The following is a 16,052-nucleotide window of genomic DNA, read 5'->3' on the forward strand; positions in this document are numbered from 1 at the left end:
TCAGTCTGCTCCACAAACCGCTGTTCCTTCTCCGAAAGCTGCTTCTGCAGGAACTCGTTGTACTCCCGTAATGCCTTAAACTCCTCGACATCCGCATGTGCGTCCTCAATACGCGCATTGGTTTTGCGCGACATCCACCACTTAATAAGCTGCTTGATGCCCTCGATGCCACCGAGTGCGGTCACCAGCATAACCCAATCATCCATACCCATTTTATTACTTTATTTATAACCATCAAATTGTCAGACAACCACAAAAGTAAGTAAGCCTATGTCAAACATGCTGCCAATTCGGGATTTTCCACTGACACAGAATGTCAATGCAAAGATAGATATGGATGTAGCCTTCAAAAAGGACATTATTTTTTTGACATTCTCCGCAAATGGTCATCCAATGTTTTAGGGTTACATTTAAGCTTACGACAGATGGCTGCCTTTGAATAACCATATTCGAGCATAGTTCTAATGAGAGGTTCCTTTCCTGTAAGCTTGTAATGCGAATTCTTTCCACCAGATGGCCGGCCTAATTTCAGGCCTTCAGCCACACGACGAGCAAGCCCTGCTTTGGTTCGACGAGATATGTCTTCCCGCTCTTTTTGGGCGAATAGAACCTTGAAGAATGTATCCTGAACAGAATCTGAGTCATCCTTTACCAACTTATCATCCCGTATTTCAATAATACTGGCATTGGCCATGAGGCAATGAGATATAATAGCTATAACCATATATGCACAGCGTCCAAGTCTTGATAACTCTGTAACATATATAATATCTCCCTTATTTATTTTATGCAATATCTTACCTAACTTTCGCACATTAGGATGCCTGGCACCGCTCACACTCTCTTCAATCCATCTATCAATAACAAGCCCCTTACGCTTGCAATATTGCATAATCTCATACCGCTGATTTTCAACGGTCTGTTTTTCGCTGCTAACCCTTATGTAACCGTAATTCATAGCTGTTTTTTGCGAGAAAGTAATAAAATATCTACGAAAAAATAAAATATGAGATAATAGGTTTTCATAATCCGGAAGATTTGCCCCTTAAATGTGAGAATATTATGGCAGATGATATTAGAGAGAATGCAATGGCTGGTGGAACACCAGCACGGCTGCGTGGATTGGCGGCGAATGGTAACAGTATTAGTCCGACGTTGGAAGAGGTAGCAAGCGCAATGCCAGTAGCAACTATGGAAGAGAAAGGGATGGCAAGCGCTGGACAAGGAATAGTCGAATATAGTATTGTAGGGGAAGGCAGTGTAGATATTCCTCTTCCTTATTATGGAATATTTCTATTTGTCAGCGAGGAACTTGATGGCTCCAGTCTCCTATTCCATTTAGCTTATTATAAAAAAGATTTTAAAGCCGTTATTGATTCGTCCAACATCGTAGGGAATTTATTTAATATAGAGCAAATAAAAGACGGCAGTAAAACCATAAGAGTTACAAATTTAAGAAGTAGTGTTCAAAGATTTTCCATAAATAGATTATAGCCAACCAGCATTATGTTTCTCTGCCGTGTTCTTTGCCCCTTAAATGTGTAAGATTATGGCAGAGAAGCAAGATATTAGGGAAGACCAAATGACGGAAATGACGAATCCTCAGAAAATTCGGTGTTTGGATTCAGAAGGAAATAGCGGACTTATACTATTATCCACGTTATTATTGAAAACGATGAGGAATGCAGGATATTTATCAAGCAATGATTTGAAAAATGTTGGAACAAGTTGCGGATATGCTATATCTACCGAAGACGGCTCAGGAATTAATGGCCTATTCCTATCAATTGAAGCAATGGGATATTATTTCCAAATTAAAGTCTCATATACTGGAGACTCTTTGAAATTTAGAGTATACAATAAAGAAAGCGATATTTGGATTAATTGGCGCTCTATATCTTTTACTTAATAAAACTTTGGAAATTACATAACCTTTATGTTGCCGAATCCTTTGCCCCTTAAATGTATTAAGTATGGCAGATGATATTAAGGAAAATGCGATGAGTGGTGGAACTCCGGCACGGTTACGTGGACTGGATAAAAACGGCAACAGTATTAGTCCGACATTGACAGAAGTAATAAGTGCAATGCCGGTGGCAACAGAGACAAACAATGGGCTTATGCAAGCTAATGGATTTGAACAAGGTAAGAACATATTAAGTGAAGGATACAATAGTAAAATCAGTGCTGGTGTATATTCATCTACTGATAATTTAGATAATATGGGGACTGGGATTTTATTAGTGCTAAGAGGGTTTCAATACACGGCCCATTTATACATTACCAACTCTGCAAGAATATATATTAAAACCATTCGTAGCAATGGAGAGATTTTAAAAGATTGGACGTTGATAAATAATACCTAAATATAAAAGAGCTTTTAAGCCTTCATTTCTCTGCCGTGTTCTTTGCCCCTTAAATGTATTAAGTATGGCAGATGATATTAAGGAAAATGCGATGAGTGGTGGAACACCTACAAGATTGCGTGGACTGGCAGCAAATGGTGATAGCATATCACCGACAATTCAAGAGGTGGCAGAAACTTTCGGTAAAGGATATGCTGCAGATTTGAATAACGAAACAGATTATGGAATTTCTGGCATGTTTAACGCTGATACTATTAATCATCCACCCATTTCATCAGATACTATTTTTGGCATATACTCAAATCATAGAGCAAAATATATAACAGGAGGAGTGTTTTTGTATCAAATAGCTGTTCCAGAAAATATGATAGGAATGTATGTAAGACGATGCTGGAATGGAAATTGGAGCGAATGGAAGTCAATAACTCTTACCTAATCTGATAATAGTATTTATTACCCGTTCTGACCGATATGGCCGGAACGGGCATAACCAGAAGAAAATCCACATGGCTTGCAGAACCACTATCAGAAGGTACCAATCCTTTTTAAGACTATGGATGTTTCAGTGCTTCTGTTGTTTTTGATAAAAAAGCTACCATTTGTCGTTTTTCGACCGAAAACAACACCTTTAGTCCCATCTGTATAATCACAGTAAAAATTTGAACCTGCATCTGACACAAAACCTTTTGAATAGGAACCAAAAGCAAATATAGCAGTTGCTGCATTGTTGGGGGATGCAAGCAAATACATACCGTACCCCAAGTCACCAAGGTCTTTTTCTTCACCTGCTGCCAGCGTAAGGTTAAAGATGTATATTTCCATTGCATTCATTACCTCTTGAATTGTCGGACTAATACTGTTGCCGTTTGCCGCCAGTCCACGCAACCGTGCTGGCGTTCCACCACTCATCGCATTCTCTCTAATATCTTGTTCTGCCATAATATTGCATATTTAAGGGGCATAATTTCCGGATGGAAATATTACCCGATTTAACATTTTAATAATTAACTCGTTTTGTAAATTATAAATCAAATTTTTCCGTAATATTTGAAGAACTCAAAAGGCGTTCTCACATCAAGATAACCGTCTACCTCTTCGTTAGCTTCCGCTTCCATTTCAAACGCGGAATTTCCGTAAGCCTTATCACCTACATTCACCCAGCACCGGTTACGGCATAAGTGATACACGTAGGAAATCACATACTCCAACCCATACTGGAGGTAGAACCACAACGGGCAAAGTAGATATACCCAGATACTGAACCCGGTAAACAGCATGATTACCGTCAGCAGCACAGCCGAAGCAATCATACATTCTTCCCATTGGCGCACATGAATCGCCTCATGGTTAAGTGTACTCTGCTTCATCTCCTCCTTGCTTTTCTTCGTAAAGACGAAGCATCCCAATGTGATGGTGCTGTAGCCCTGCCACAGCAGCCATTTTGCAATTTTGCTTTCATAAAACACTTTCATAACACTGATATTTTAAGTTTTCGATTCCGCTTTTCCTGATATTAGAACCCATTTCACCTCATCCTTTACTCCATCAGAGTATGTCGCTACGGCCTTGAATTGAGCAAGGGAAAGCGACGGGACAACTATTTTAGAATAGTATTCTCCGTCTATGATAAAGCTGCCTCCACCTGCGACTTTTATGCTTGCAGGTCCCCCGAGACGGGTATAGACGGCCCCGTTATACAGCATGCACTCTCCACCTTCATATTCTGCCGCATTCGGCAGGTATATTGTTTCCTCTTGCGTTGGAAGTGAGAATATCCGGGATATTTCAAAGTTCAACCCGGTATTGAAATCCAGGTAGTATTCATACGAATCGGATTTCGACTCCAGAAGTTTCAGCTTTCGGAAGATTGAGGCGTCCTGGAACACATTACCATTGGCATCCCATCGGATATTGCCTCCGGCCAGGAATCCAATGCCACCATTCTCCCCGTCAATCTGGCACATGGCTTTACCGGTTTTATCCCTTGCCAGCACATTCTGCACCACCAAATCATCCACATAGATTTCATCGGCACGTATCTTTCTTATTAAAGCCATATCCATAGCCACAAACATATACTGCTGTGCTGCCTCCCAATTAGCATCACCGTCTATCGAGGTAGGTGCGACAGTGACCGACGTACCGTAAGCCCGTACCCGAAACGGAATGGTACGATTGTTGAATGTGGCCAGTACGATGTCATGGTAATCTTCATTCCAGACATATGTGTTGCCTTTGGCGAAAAAACCTCTCGGACGCGGCTCGCTGGCGTCTCGTCCGCTTGCTCCGTCATAGCTGACACCCACTGATATCTCCGCAATGAAACTGTCATTCCATGCCGAAGCGTCCGCCTGGCTCTGATAACAGCGAACCGAGAAAGTGGAATACCCAGCCGAAGCGTTGACCGTAATCTCGGAAGCCCTCGAAGGCCCTGCGATGGCGCTCCATATCCCGTTGCTGTAGCCTCTCGCTGCCAAATATCCGTCCGGATAAGTCAATGTGGCGCTACCAAGCGTCCGCTTGGCATAGACGCGGAAAGCCGAAGGAACAAGCGACCCGGCACTGCTCACCCGTATATTGCTGCATGTACTGATGAGATAGACCATGCCGCCGTCTGATGTCAGTTGTTCCCATTCGTCGGTGTTCACTTCTTCGGTAATAATATAACCGTAGGACTTGCCGCCGTTCTGGGTCTGAGTGATTCGCCTCCCGTCATGAGTTGTCTGAGTCCATAGAGGTGGATTCGAAGTATCAACCTTGGAGAGCCATGACCGGCCACCCATCGTGCAGATGGTGAGCTTTTTGAATGGAGTATTAGCCGTGCGCCACTCACCGCCAGCCTTGACTGATTCGCCGTCGCCGCCAGGTTTTCCAGGATTACCGTCGTTACCGTCCACAACCATGGGTATAGTTTCCCGGTCCACGACCTGCCCACCCACGTAGAACACGAACTGCAGCTGCGTCGTGAAGTTCTTCGGGGAAATGGCCGTGCCGTTCTGTATCTCGACCTCCGAACCACCGTCCTTACTGTATTTCAGCACACCGTCAGTCGTAACAGCTGTACTGCCACCGACCGACTTGGTACGTGTACATGACACGCTTGCCACACTGTAGGTACCATCCTTCCGCTTGCTTACCGATGAGACGGAAGGCACCAGTCTATAGAGCACCGCATCACTGCCCGGATTACCGGCACGCACCCCGGCAATGGTGAATACCAGCTCACGGCTTATATCCGTATCCTGTACCGTAGCCGTAACGGTTATCCTGACCTCTGAACGTGCAGGCATCGAAATGCCGGAAGCCACGGTAAACGCTATCACACCCGTATTGACATTGTAGCTCTCCGTGACACCGGCAGGGGTCACGCATGAGATGGACTTGAGCTGTAGTTTCTTCGTACCATACCACATGCCGACGGTTGTATTGAGCACGGACTGCGAAACAGTCTTTCCTTCGTATGTCAAGGCAATGCTCTCCATCTCGTTGTCGAAATCGGCTACAATGGCCGACTCGCCGTCAAAGCCCCATTTGGCCCAGATGGCTGCCGGTGAAAACGCGCTCCATACACCGTCCTTCTTAGTCCGGCAGCAAGCCCACTCGTATGGCAGGGATTCGGAAACCCCAATCGGGTCATCATGCCAGCCGGACGGCACGTAGTCATCCACCTGCGAGGTGGCTGGCGTAGGAGGCGTCACATTCTCTGTCGTATGCTTGAATATCCACTCATAGCCTTTTCCATCCTTACCATCCTGGCCGTTCTCTACCAGCAGCTCATATTCAGCGGTATTCAAGTCCCCGGTAATGGTATAACCGTAGGACTTGCCACCGTTCTGCGTCTGCAGGATACGGCGCCCCTCATTAGTTGTCTGAGTCCACATCGGAGGATTGTCGGTACCATCAGGAGCGACACATAAAAAGACACGTCCGGCCATCTTGGTAATACCCATGTAAGGTATATGCTTTCCGGTTTCCCATTCACCGCAATTGGTGATGCTTGTACCGTCTGCACCCTTACTGCCAGTCACACAGATGGCGTTCGTTGTGGTGGAAGTATCGTCAGTAAAGACTATCTTTGTCCGGGTCCAGATATACCATCCGTTTTTCCATGCCGGAGAGGTAGTCTGCCACTCGCCTCCGGTTGTGGTGGCCGATGAAGAGGAAAGGTAGTATTCTTCGGTAATGGACTTGATGCCCTTGCCGTCAGCTCCCTGCCCACCACTGATACAAGCCGCTTGTGTGTACTTGACTTCGCCATCAGAATAGACAATCTTCGTCCGCGACCAGATATACTTGCCGGCTTCCCATTCTGGGGAGGTAGTCTGCCAACCGTCCACCGGGGCAATGACATTCGACACCGATATCGCGTATTCCACATCGGTAGACTTGATGCCCTTGCCGCTTTCTCCCTTTGCCGCATATTTCAGCCAGTCGGCATTGCCGTCTGCCGGTTCTGTAGACGTGCCTTTCTCATTGACACATATCCATGAACTGCCGTTATGCGTCACCTCATCGTAATAGGCATACTTCTCACCCTTTTTCCACGTCCCCTTGAACAATGGCACCCGAAACGCCTCTCCGGTAATGTCATCCACCTGGAATATCTTGCCGGACATGATGACGTGGCGAAAAACAGCCGAGTAGTTGTCAGCCGGTATGCCGTGAACTGTTCTGCCTTTCTTCTTGCCAACCCATGCGACTTCCTGGGCAGGTTCGACATCCCAGGTATTGGCGTGGTCAAAGAAAGTGATGCAGTTGTTGCCGCCCACCGTATCGATAAGGATGTACGTCTGCCGTTCCGGGTCCGTAAAGTTACCCGTCTGGGCGAGTACCATAGATTCCCCCGGCTTCCAGTCAGTACCCGGCTTCGGCGTCATGACGAATGTCTTGGCTGTATAGTCGGCAGAAGTCACCCGGAACTTCATCTCCTCGAACCCCTGCAGCTTGCCTTCGGCGTTCTTGGTGACGAAGTAAGTAGTAAGTATATCATCCACAAACTGGCTCAGCCCGTCGGCATCCGTCAAGTCTGGAGTTATGGTATAGCTGCCGTCACCGTTGTCGCTCCATTCCTTGACCGTACATCCGCCTCCGGGAGAGGCGCACATCCTGCCTTTAAAATAGGTCACACGGTTATAGGCTGCTTCCGGAAAAAACACACGCTTGCGGAAAATGCCCTCTTCCATTTCAAGGATGCCATTCTTATCGATACACCCTCCGGAAATGCCGGTGAGGAATTCGCCGAACTTGGCACAATCTCCGAAGGTAATCGGAAAAGGAGTACCATCAGCCTTGTTTTTGTGAAGAAAAATATCCTCCATTCCCTCAACAGAACCAGCTTTATCCGCATAGCCAGCCTTTATCTTTTGACCATTTACCAGCAGATAATCTTCAATATATGAAAGCAATTCAAGCAAATCATAGTTACGATGTTTATGACCGACACCACCGCCAGAACCAAATATGCGAGAAAAAAAGTCTGCGAGGTAATACCCAATTGCAGCTACATTAGTAGTTGACCATTCCTCTGAATATGGATTTTGTATGGGAAATAAGGCCCCCTCGGAAAGTGGTAAGCGGGGAAATTCAGCAAGCCGAGGGGGCACTGTAAAAGAACCGACTTCAGGTACGGTAATGTTGAGAACGTCTGTAGGGACATCGGTTCGGGGAAGATTTAGTAATGGACGAGCGTCGGCATACTTGAATGTGAACGTATAATTGCTTGGAAGTTCGCGGTCTGTATAGCTGACATTGCTGTCTGTTACAACTATCCGGCGCAAATAATTACCGGCGTACAGATACTTGCCATTTGACGGGAAGAAATCAAGCAGCCATTTGCGCTCATCTCCATTCAGGTAACCAGTATTTTTTTGAAACTTCCTCTCCGTGTCTACACGGTATTCTGAAAAAATTTCGTCAATTTCAGCAATATTATGCGTGTGTTCGCCATTGAATACAGTGTTACCATATGCTCGGAATGTATCGACACCTCCCAAAGAGTTTTCAAACAATATCCACTGTTCCTGCTCCGACTTCATGTTCTCAGCATAATACCGCTGGATATATGTGAGGCGTTGTCCGGATGTGCCCTCAACCCATACATCGTAATATGCAGGTAATTTATGTTCCAGCCATCCCGCAACGACAGAGTATTGTAGAGGCATGGTATAAGCTATACCTGGCATCAATTCTGTAACAGTATAATCAGTCTGAGATTTAACAGTTCCAAACTCATCAGTAAAGTATGCGCGGAGTTTGACTGTACCGGCAACCACAGCATAGTAGGTCAGGAACTCCGGAGAATAATAAGTGACCGGCTTTACATTCGGCTGCCAGGTGAGGAAATTCTGTGTCAGAAAATTGGTGGGAGAGTCAGTCAAGCGGTCCACTCCAGAGCGGATAACGCGAAAGGTGATTTCGGTGGAGTCGATGACTGCTGTGAAATCGGCAACCAGGTTGGTTTGCTGATATACCTCTCCGATGTCTTTCAAGCTGTATGACAAAAACGAGTGTACAATTTCATGTATATCTATCTCCATCACTCCGTTTTCGTCAGGAGCATATACCTGAGACACCAGTTCTTTGTCGCCGGCCTTCAGAGTGAATGTCGTCTGCCGGGAAGAGCCGATGATGAAATTTTTCAGGTTCATCGAGAGCGACAGCATGTCGGGCTGTTGGATGATATTCATTTTACATTCTGTTTTTGGTGCGAATTTATGTGGATTGATTGCATGCAGAAAGGACAACGAATCATCAACCGCCTTAATCTGTAATCAATTGGGGAGTCATGTAAACGGACACTCTTCTATAACAGATTTCACCTTCTTCCCGGCGCGGATAATACATATAGCTGTAGTAGTCCGTCCGCTTGTGGTACTGTCCGCCTGCGGCATATTGTTTCTCGGTGGGCGGTGCAAGATAAACGATGGTCATGTCCACCAGCGCTCCCACCTCGAAGCCTGCTGCTGTCCATTCGTCTTCTGTCATTTCGGATAGCGTGCAGTTTACCTTCCACTTGTAGGCAGGCATCTTCATCCGTTCGCTCTCGTCCATGGCCATGGTTACGGGCTCCTGGAGCTGCGTAGTGAGCAACGTTGTATCCATTGGCATATTGTTGCCTCCGAGAGTGTACTTCAGCACGTCGATGAGGTATTCCGAACCGCCCAGTGCCACTTTCCGGTAGACGGGGAGGGATTGCTTCATTGTATTCGTCATCAGTAGCGGAACTGTTACCTTGTGCAGGGCATTGCGCAGCAAGGTGTCGAAGTCTCGCCAGAATTTTTCATAGATACCGATAGGGCCGTTGTACAGAAGGGAGTAGCCACGCGCGGCATCGTGGTTTGCCCCGACGGGCAGTCCGGTACTGTTATTCAAGGCGAAAGCCAGCATGGGATTCTGGTCATGGGAGGTTTCGGTCAGGTAGGGATCGCTTGTCGCTTCCTCACTACCCTCACTTTTCGTACTTTCGTCCGCTACCCGGATAGTACTGTTGAGCATCCTTCCTTCTCCGATATAGGGGGCAGTTACGGAATTCCCGTATTCTCTTCCGTTGATAGTGCCCTGCACGAAAAACATCAGACTGTCGAAACAGAACTGACTGTCGGGCACCTCCACTTCATAGTCATCCAGTCCTTCTTCTCCGGCATAGAACGGCAGGTTTCCGTCGGACACTACCCTGATAACGCCCTCCCTGCCATAGCCCATCCTTACGTATCTGCCGGATGCCATGTCATAGTAGGCCGTGGGGTATTTGCGCTCCAGCTCGGTGGTGCTGTCAAGAGTGCTTCCATTGCTGAGGGAGCTCTTTGACGATAGCTTCAGCTGACGGGCTGTCTCGTAATTGATTTCCGGTTGTCCGGCCAGACAAGCCGTCAAGTCTGTCGGGTTGCGTGCGGCTATCATGTCTTTGAAAAACTCTATGCGGACGGTCTTGGCCACTTCGTCTGGAACAAACTCGCAACAGAACTTCGTGCGGAAGACTTCGAGCAGGGTGGAGCATAGGCAGTCGGGCACCAGGTGGGCTAGCAGGATGGTGCCGTTCACCAGCGCATCAGCAGTATTGTTGATGAACACCATGCTTTTGAAAGGCTCGGTCTCGGTGAAAAAATTCGGTTGCAAGGTATAGCCGAAATAGGAGAAGATACGTTCCAGTAGGTAGGTGGCACGGATGAAGGGCGTAATGTAGTAACCGGGATCAAGTGTGATTATACGGCTGTCCACCTTCTCTGTACGGGCATATGAGTTGTATAAGCCTTGTTTCCTTGTGACTCTGGGACGGACCTGCATCGGCCTTCCATTCTCGTCCATTACGCAGGTGACGTTCACTCCGCGTTTTTCTCCGTCCAGCTCGATGATGACGGGGAAGAGGGTGAAATGCGGATTGGTGTTGTCGAGCAACGAACGGCACCAGTTGATACCCTGCTCTACGGTTTCTACTCCGGGTACGGTCTCGCTGCCGAAAACGGCCGGTACGGCAACTTTCTCGATGCGCGAAAGGAAACTGCCCTCGTTCATGTAGAATGTCGTCGTTATCTTCTCTTTCCGCTTGGCACCGAGTATGGCTTGCCGGGCGGTCACACAGTAGTCACCGTCTCGGATGCTGCATGTGATGTCTGTCTGCGGCTTTTTACGGTTGGCCACCATATCGGGGTAACCGGTCAGTTCCCGGTTCAGGTTTGTATCCGGGAGATCCACCGGAAGTGACTGCTCACCATAATCATTGAAGAACAGATTCGGACGTTCGATTTCAATTTGCGTGTCAGGTGCCAGTTGATAGGCTTTTCCTGAAGAATGTACTATTTTCATGATGAAATGTTATTTGCTTCCTATTTTACGCGAACGGTTCCGCAATTCCTGCTTGCGTTCAAGTTCAGATAGAGTGACGGATGCTGGGATGCCTTCTTCATCAATACGGATGATTGCATTGGCCAGGCGTTCCATCAGTCTTGGAGGCAGAGAGGTTCCTGATGGCGCAGGCGGTACCGGCACTGCAGATTTCTGGGCATCAATGGAGCCACCGGATGAATAACCGGCCATTCGAGCACGGATTGCCTGGTTAAGGTCAAGTGTCCTTATGGTACCGGCCTGCTGGGACTTGTCCAGTATGTCAAGTATCGGTGCGACGGTAGGGTTGCTTACAGCTGCATTGCTGGCCACCCATTCTTTGGATTGTCCGGAAGGCCCTTCACCTACTATGACAGTAGGACGGTCAATGAATCCCCGTGCATCAGGGTCGTAGTCGGCATCGGGAAAGAGCTTTCCATCCTGGGCGCGCCGGACATCAATCTTGCCTCCGGACTGGCGACCGGTGGCAACGCGTGCGCCGGTACCGGAACTGCCGGAATTACTGCCGGAAAGAGTCAGATTCTTGACTTTTTCCCGTTCCGCATTGGCTGCGGCCAACTGGACAGCTCCGGTGGCAGCCATTACCCCTGCTGCAATCGGTCCGGCAATCGGTCCCAGTTGGGCTAAAGCCATCATTATGGCCATCGCAGTATTGGCAATAATCTGGGAAGCCTTTACTGCAAACTGAACATCTGCATATTTTTTTTCAATATCCAGCTTCTTCTGGGCTTTTTCCTGCTCCAGACGTTCTATTTCTTCGGCATTTCCTTGCGCAGCCTCTATCTCTGCATCATATTTTGCCTCTACATTATCTATTTCAATCCGCTTGAAAGTATTGAAGGAATTGCTCAGCCCAGCCAAGACAGAATTTACAATACCCTGGATACTTTGGAGCATCCCCTCGAAATTGGCGTTACTGATTGCCTCCTTCAAATTTTCTATATTATTGTATATATCCGTGAACTGTTGGGAAATATCATTACCTTGTAATGCCCTCAACTCTTCAGATGTTTTCTTGGCGAGTCTTATCTTTTCTTCCTTGTACAGTCTGTCCTGATTCAGCTTGGCCTGATTATATATTTCTGTTACGGCTGCTTCGTCCTCCCCATGTTGTCGGGCATACACCAGTGAAGCCTGGTAGTATGCTTTCAGCATCTGTAGTCTGGTTTGGTATTCTGTCTCCAGTCGTGCTTCGGGGGTGGTCGGTGTATGTTCTGCCATTTCCCGGATAGCTTCCATGTTGTCCCGGTAAGTCTGCTCTGCTTTCAGACGCGCTTCGAACGATTTTTGTTCTGCTTGTTCCACACGCCTGGCTGCATTTTTCACCGCTTGCCCTTTCAGTTCCCCATTTTTCAATTCCAGCTTCTCTGCTTTGCTGGCGTATTCTTTCTCAATGGCAAGACGACGGTCTGCCAAGTTGCTGCCAAGTGTGGTCATCCATACAGCATACTGTTTTTCCGTCATCTGCCGTCTTGCCAGTAACAGTTTCTGTACATTCATTACGGCGGTAATCTTCCGTTCCTCGTCCGTTAATTCTTGGTCACGCAGAGCCGCGAGGTCTGCCAAGACTTTCTTCTCGGTTTCAACTTGTTCTTTCAGTGCCTTGTCAGCCTTCTTCTTGGTCGCGTCAGAATCTTCTGCCGGAAAACGCTTGTTGTATATTTCCTGGGCTATTTCCACATACTCGCCAGCTGCGTCCTTGTTATTCTTTATCCAGGCTTGCAACTGAACCTTCTCCATCTTGTTGAAGTTCTGGCGTGCTTCTGCAAGCTTCTGCTGGTTCTTGACGGTTTCTTCAATAGTCTGGCCGTTCAGTTGTTTCAATTTCTCTTCGGCACCCAAAAGCATGTTGCTGTAATTCTCAATCTCTTCAGCTGTTGCTTTTTTCATTGCATCCGATTTATCTACCGTTATGATGGGAGAAGCAAACATACCCTGGCTAACCATGTTGGTCCTCCCATAGGTGTACAGTTCTTGTAACTCCTTTATTTTTTTCCGATAGTTTTCTATTTGTTTTGTGATTTCTTTTATCGCTTTCTGATTTTCAAATTTGAGCAAGGCACGTTGTTTTATTAGAAATTCTTCGACCTTTTCTCCAGAGATGGCAATTGCACGTCCATACTCATCGAAAGCGGAAACAGCGCCGGGTACCATATTCTTTATCTGGGCGATGACGCTGGCCAGTTCTTTCTGTTCTTCGGCTGAACGTGAGGACTTGCCAACCAGTTCCTCGTATCGGTTCAACAGTCCCGGCAATGCGCTCTCAAGCTGTACCATCTTGTCGAAATGGTTCTCGTAAGTTTCCGTATAAGTGGTGAACATTTCCCCAAGTTTAGTGAAGAATCCATTGGCATACTTCAACATGGATTTCCAGAACGGCTCCAGCTTTTTTCCCACTTTATTGAAAAAGGCATCCATTGTGTCTCCAAGGTTGGACTGGATTCCTTCAAGTTCCTGCATCTGCACGGCCATGGAACCGGCAATGCCGTCGACACGACCGAGAGAAAGAAGATAATCCTTGATGGCATCCTCAGAATTACGCACTTCGGTAGTCACTCCTCGGAAAGAGAACTTTGTTGTCTCCCCGGATTTGGAAGCCTTGATACCGAACTCCTTCAGACGTTCGTTCTCCCCGGTCATCGCATCAAGTATAGCCTCAATGAGCTGATCGATGGACTTTCCTTGGGAAGCGGCAAGGTCTCCCATGTTGACAAGCTCCTGGCTGGTAGGCTTGACCCCACGATTAACCAGCTTGATATATGCTTCAGTCCATTCCTGCAAGGATGATGGGGTGTCTGCTGCCAATTGCTGAAGCATCTTCATGGCATCATTAGCCTTCTTCTGCGACTGGAAAGTATTCCGGAGGACTGCCTCGTATTTGGCAAATTCCTTGCGTGTCTCGTATGCCTGGTTATGGACATCCTTAAGCCATCCGACAACCTTAACGGCAATGAAAGCCTTGGCTGCCATTTTTAACTTGGACATCCAATTCACGCTGTTGCCGAACTCATTGTTCATGTTGTTACCTGCACTGCGTAACTCGCTCATGCGGGCACGGACTTCTCTGAGACGGGTATTGAGTTTGGCATATTCTTCCGGATTCGCAGATTCAGTCATATCATCCAAAGCAGCGGAAAGCTCCTTAGCTTCTTTCTTGAGCTGTCTCATGGTGAGATCGTTGACTTTCAAGTTACGGGTCAGCAGACTTATTTTCTCATTGTTTTTGGAAATTTTGGCCGTATAGTCTTTGCACTCTTTCGCAAGGTTCTGATAGTCTTTCGTGTTCTTTTTGCCTTGGGCTTCGAGCTCCACCATAGCCTTGCGGCGTTCGGCCTCTTCCTTTTTCAAAGCCTTGGTTTCCTTGGTCAGTGTATGCAGCTCTTCCTGAAGCTTGGAACTGTCACCTGAGATTATGAGTTTGATTTCGTCTTCGGATAAATGCTTTTTTGCCATAATGTTACCAGTTTGAGTTTTTCATATTGAAGGGCCTGCTCCAGTTCCTTGCGAATATTGGTACGAACTTCTTCCGTGAAACCGTACTTTATTTCCGGGAATGTCTCATGATACAGCACTCCCCAGACCACCCGGTTATAAAGAGCAAGATTACGGCGAATATGACGGGAAATACGGTCATCGGCTCCACGACGATAATAGATGTCAAGAAAGCGGAGATATGGGAATATACGCAGATAATAGGCTTGTTTCGTATCTGATTCCTGGGCAATGAACGGACGTTTCTGAAGATGTGCCACCAGGTCACCGGATCGTGAATTGAGATATGTACGCACAACTTTTTCTTGTGTCTCATAAATAAGGTTGATGCCTTGAGACATTATATCATGGACAAAACGTTCTCTGACAAGCTGGTCTGTAATCATATTCACTGTTATTTCCAGCGAAGATAGAATAGGGGAGGCGGTACGGAAAGGACATAAAAACGAAGGGGCAACTATTCATCACGAACAATTACCCCCTATATGACAGTAGTATTTAGTTTTTCGCTTGGAGCATCCACCGGAAGTCCAGTCCTGATGAACCAGGACGGTTCTGGTATTTATAACCGGCATCAAGCATGGCTTGATGAACCTGCTCCTTACTAATATGCGCTCCAGGATCAATGCGACGAATAGCGTCGTAGACTTCATCCGTAGTGAACCAATGGGTGGCATGGCGTGCATCCGGGGCAGGTTTGAACGATGCGGACAAGGATGCTATATGGATACTGATATCGGTAATTTTCTGTTCTTGCTCTTTATTTTTCATTTTGTCCTCCTTTCTCATTAACATCAAGCGCATGCTGTAGGCAGGCAATGATTTCACGGGCATCCTCCGCAGAGATGTCGCACATCACATAGTTGCCATAATAAGCAAGGCAATATTTAGACTCACTTGTTTCAGTTCCTGTACAAAGACGTTCGGCTTGAACATAAATATCTTTTTGTGCTATAGACTTGATACGGTTCATTTGGCACCTCCTTTCTGGCACTTCTTTGCCTTATAAACGCACAATGCAGTGACCACAACCAATGGTGGGAACACCATCCCAGCACATGCCCATACGATGGCGCGGAAGTACCAGCGGTCTGCTTCGGTCTTGACTTCGCAGTCGGGAGCCAAAGCACGGTAGTAACGGCGCTGGAGGTTATTGACTTGCTCGGTAAGAGCGTTAACGGATTCGCCCACGGTAGGGATGCCGGAGGCAGGCACGTTGAGAATGCCAGAAATTTGATTTTTCATATACGAATAACTGTTACGTAAGTATTCGGCCAACTACAGGTATTAAACCTTTATATACAACAATAGCGACTGTCACTATGAACCTAATAGTATCAGCCGCTATTGTTT

14 protein-coding genes and 1 pseudogene are annotated in these 16,052 nt (G+C 46.9%); 4 read left to right on the forward strand and 11 right to left on the reverse strand.

The window, feature by feature from the left end; translation table 11 throughout:
- Together ABUA47_RS16355 and ABUA47_RS16360 are read right to left on the reverse strand one after the other, a co-directional pair.
- Positions 1 to 212, reverse strand: a pseudogene (locus ABUA47_RS16355) (hypothetical protein); the annotation flags it as partial.
- Between the two features lie 146 nt (positions 213 to 358).
- A complete protein-coding gene (locus tag ABUA47_RS16360; RefSeq protein WP_131226398.1) occupies positions 359 to 958 on the reverse strand; it encodes a recombinase family protein in 600 nt (199 codons plus the stop codon).
- Between the two features lie 104 nt (positions 959 to 1,062).
- Between ABUA47_RS16360 and ABUA47_RS16365 the strand changes: the two genes are divergently transcribed.
- The 4 genes from ABUA47_RS16365 (at position 1,063) to ABUA47_RS16380 (ending at position 2,802) form a co-directional block, all read left to right on the forward strand.
- Positions 1,063 to 1,494, forward strand: a complete 432-nt coding sequence (locus ABUA47_RS16365) for a hypothetical protein (RefSeq protein WP_119962306.1) — start codon at positions 1,063 to 1,065, stop codon at positions 1,492 to 1,494.
- A gap of 55 nt (positions 1,495 to 1,549) precedes the next feature.
- Positions 1,550 to 1,909 (forward strand): hypothetical protein, encoded by a 360-nt coding sequence (locus ABUA47_RS16370; RefSeq protein ID WP_287577645.1) that lies wholly within the window; start codon positions 1,550 to 1,552, stop codon positions 1,907 to 1,909.
- Positions 1,910 to 1,973: 64 nt separating this feature from the next.
- Positions 1,974 to 2,366 carry a hypothetical protein gene (locus tag ABUA47_RS16375; protein WP_287577646.1) on the forward strand — a complete coding sequence of 131 codons (393 nt, stop codon included), beginning with the start codon at positions 1,974 to 1,976 and terminating at the stop codon, positions 2,364 to 2,366.
- Between the two features lie 64 nt (positions 2,367 to 2,430).
- Positions 2,431 to 2,802, forward strand: coding sequence for a pyocin knob domain-containing protein (locus ABUA47_RS16380; RefSeq protein WP_287577644.1), 372 nt, complete (start codon positions 2,431 to 2,433; stop codon positions 2,800 to 2,802).
- An 89-nt stretch (positions 2,803 to 2,891) separates the two neighbouring features.
- Here ABUA47_RS16380 and ABUA47_RS16385 read toward each other — a convergent pair whose 3' ends face one another.
- The 9 genes from ABUA47_RS16385 to ABUA47_RS16425 form a co-directional block, all read right to left on the reverse strand.
- Complete coding sequence (locus ABUA47_RS16385) at positions 2,892 to 3,305, reverse strand: hypothetical protein (protein ID WP_196096253.1); 414 nt, start codon at positions 3,303 to 3,305, stop codon at positions 2,892 to 2,894.
- Between the two features lie 89 nt (positions 3,306 to 3,394).
- A complete protein-coding gene (locus ABUA47_RS16390) occupies positions 3,395 to 3,838 on the reverse strand; it encodes a hypothetical protein (protein WP_131225227.1) in 444 nt (147 codons plus the stop codon).
- Positions 3,839 to 3,850: 12 nt separating this feature from the next.
- Positions 3,851 to 9,052, reverse strand: coding sequence for a hypothetical protein (locus ABUA47_RS16395; protein ID WP_349824547.1), 5,202 nt, complete (start codon positions 9,050 to 9,052; stop codon positions 3,851 to 3,853).
- Positions 9,053 to 9,125: 73 nt separating this feature from the next.
- A complete protein-coding gene (locus tag ABUA47_RS16400; RefSeq protein WP_349831769.1) occupies positions 9,126 to 11,168 on the reverse strand; it encodes a hypothetical protein in 2,043 nt (680 codons plus the stop codon).
- Positions 11,169 to 11,177: 9 nt separating this feature from the next.
- A complete protein-coding gene (locus tag ABUA47_RS16405; RefSeq protein WP_349824545.1) occupies positions 11,178 to 14,660 on the reverse strand; it encodes a hypothetical protein in 3,483 nt (1,160 codons plus the stop codon).
- Positions 14,618 to 15,085 carry a hypothetical protein gene (locus tag ABUA47_RS16410; RefSeq protein WP_349824544.1) on the reverse strand — a complete coding sequence of 156 codons (468 nt, stop codon included), beginning with the start codon at positions 15,083 to 15,085 and terminating at the stop codon, positions 14,618 to 14,620. Before ABUA47_RS16410 ends, ABUA47_RS16405 begins: the two co-directional genes overlap by 43 nt.
- Before the next feature lie 112 nt (positions 15,086 to 15,197).
- Positions 15,198 to 15,470, reverse strand: coding sequence for a 5-formyltetrahydrofolate cyclo-ligase (locus ABUA47_RS16415; protein WP_211475782.1), 273 nt, complete (start codon positions 15,468 to 15,470; stop codon positions 15,198 to 15,200).
- On the reverse strand, positions 15,460 to 15,672 hold the full coding sequence (locus ABUA47_RS16420; protein WP_044468280.1) for a hypothetical protein: 213 nt from the start codon (positions 15,670 to 15,672) through the stop codon (positions 15,460 to 15,462). The genes ABUA47_RS16415 and ABUA47_RS16420 overlap by 11 nt, the downstream gene beginning before the upstream one ends.
- A complete protein-coding gene (locus ABUA47_RS16425; protein ID WP_349824543.1) occupies positions 15,669 to 15,944 on the reverse strand; it encodes a hypothetical protein in 276 nt (91 codons plus the stop codon). The genes ABUA47_RS16420 and ABUA47_RS16425 overlap by 4 nt, the downstream gene beginning before the upstream one ends.
- Positions 15,945 to 16,052 lie beyond the last annotated feature (108 nt).

Origin of the sequence: Bacteroides sp. RTP31139st1_H2_RTP31139_211217, assembly GCF_040227615.1 — a bacterium.
Taxonomy (GTDB): domain Bacteria; phylum Bacteroidota; class Bacteroidia; order Bacteroidales; family Bacteroidaceae; genus Bacteroides; species Bacteroides uniformis.

Coding starts and splice junctions, on each gene's coding strand:
- ABUA47_RS16400 (WP_349831769.1), bottom strand. CDS start 11,168: ATGAAAATAGTACATTCTTCAGGAAAAGCCTATCAACTGGCACCTGAC.
- ABUA47_RS16365 (WP_119962306.1), top strand. CDS start 1,063: ATGGCAGATGATATTAGAGAGAATGCAATGGCTGGTGGAACACCAGCA.
- ABUA47_RS16385 (WP_196096253.1), bottom strand. CDS start 3,305: ATGGCAGAACAAGATATTAGAGAGAATGCGATGAGTGGTGGAACGCCA.
- ABUA47_RS16425 (WP_349824543.1), bottom strand. CDS start 15,944: ATGAAAAATCAAATTTCTGGCATTCTCAACGTGCCTGCCTCCGGCATC.
- ABUA47_RS16370 (WP_287577645.1), top strand. CDS start 1,550: ATGGCAGAGAAGCAAGATATTAGGGAAGACCAAATGACGGAAATGACG.
- ABUA47_RS16390 (WP_131225227.1), bottom strand. CDS start 3,838: ATGAAAGTGTTTTATGAAAGCAAAATTGCAAAATGGCTGCTGTGGCAG.
- ABUA47_RS16415 (WP_211475782.1), bottom strand. CDS start 15,470: ATGAAAAATAAAGAGCAAGAACAGAAAATTACCGATATCAGTATCCAT.
- ABUA47_RS16360 (WP_131226398.1), bottom strand. CDS start 958: ATGAATTACGGTTACATAAGGGTTAGCAGCGAAAAACAGACCGTTGAA.
- ABUA47_RS16380 (WP_287577644.1), top strand. CDS start 2,431: ATGGCAGATGATATTAAGGAAAATGCGATGAGTGGTGGAACACCTACA.
- ABUA47_RS16375 (WP_287577646.1), top strand. CDS start 1,974: ATGGCAGATGATATTAAGGAAAATGCGATGAGTGGTGGAACTCCGGCA.
- ABUA47_RS16405 (WP_349824545.1), bottom strand. CDS start 14,660: ATGGCAAAAAAGCATTTATCCGAAGACGAAATCAAACTCATAATCTCA.
- ABUA47_RS16395 (WP_349824547.1), bottom strand. CDS start 9,052: ATGAATATCATCCAACAGCCCGACATGCTGTCGCTCTCGATGAACCTG.
- ABUA47_RS16410 (WP_349824544.1), bottom strand. CDS start 15,085: ATGATTACAGACCAGCTTGTCAGAGAACGTTTTGTCCATGATATAATG.
- ABUA47_RS16420 (WP_044468280.1), bottom strand. CDS start 15,672: ATGAACCGTATCAAGTCTATAGCACAAAAAGATATTTATGTTCAAGCC.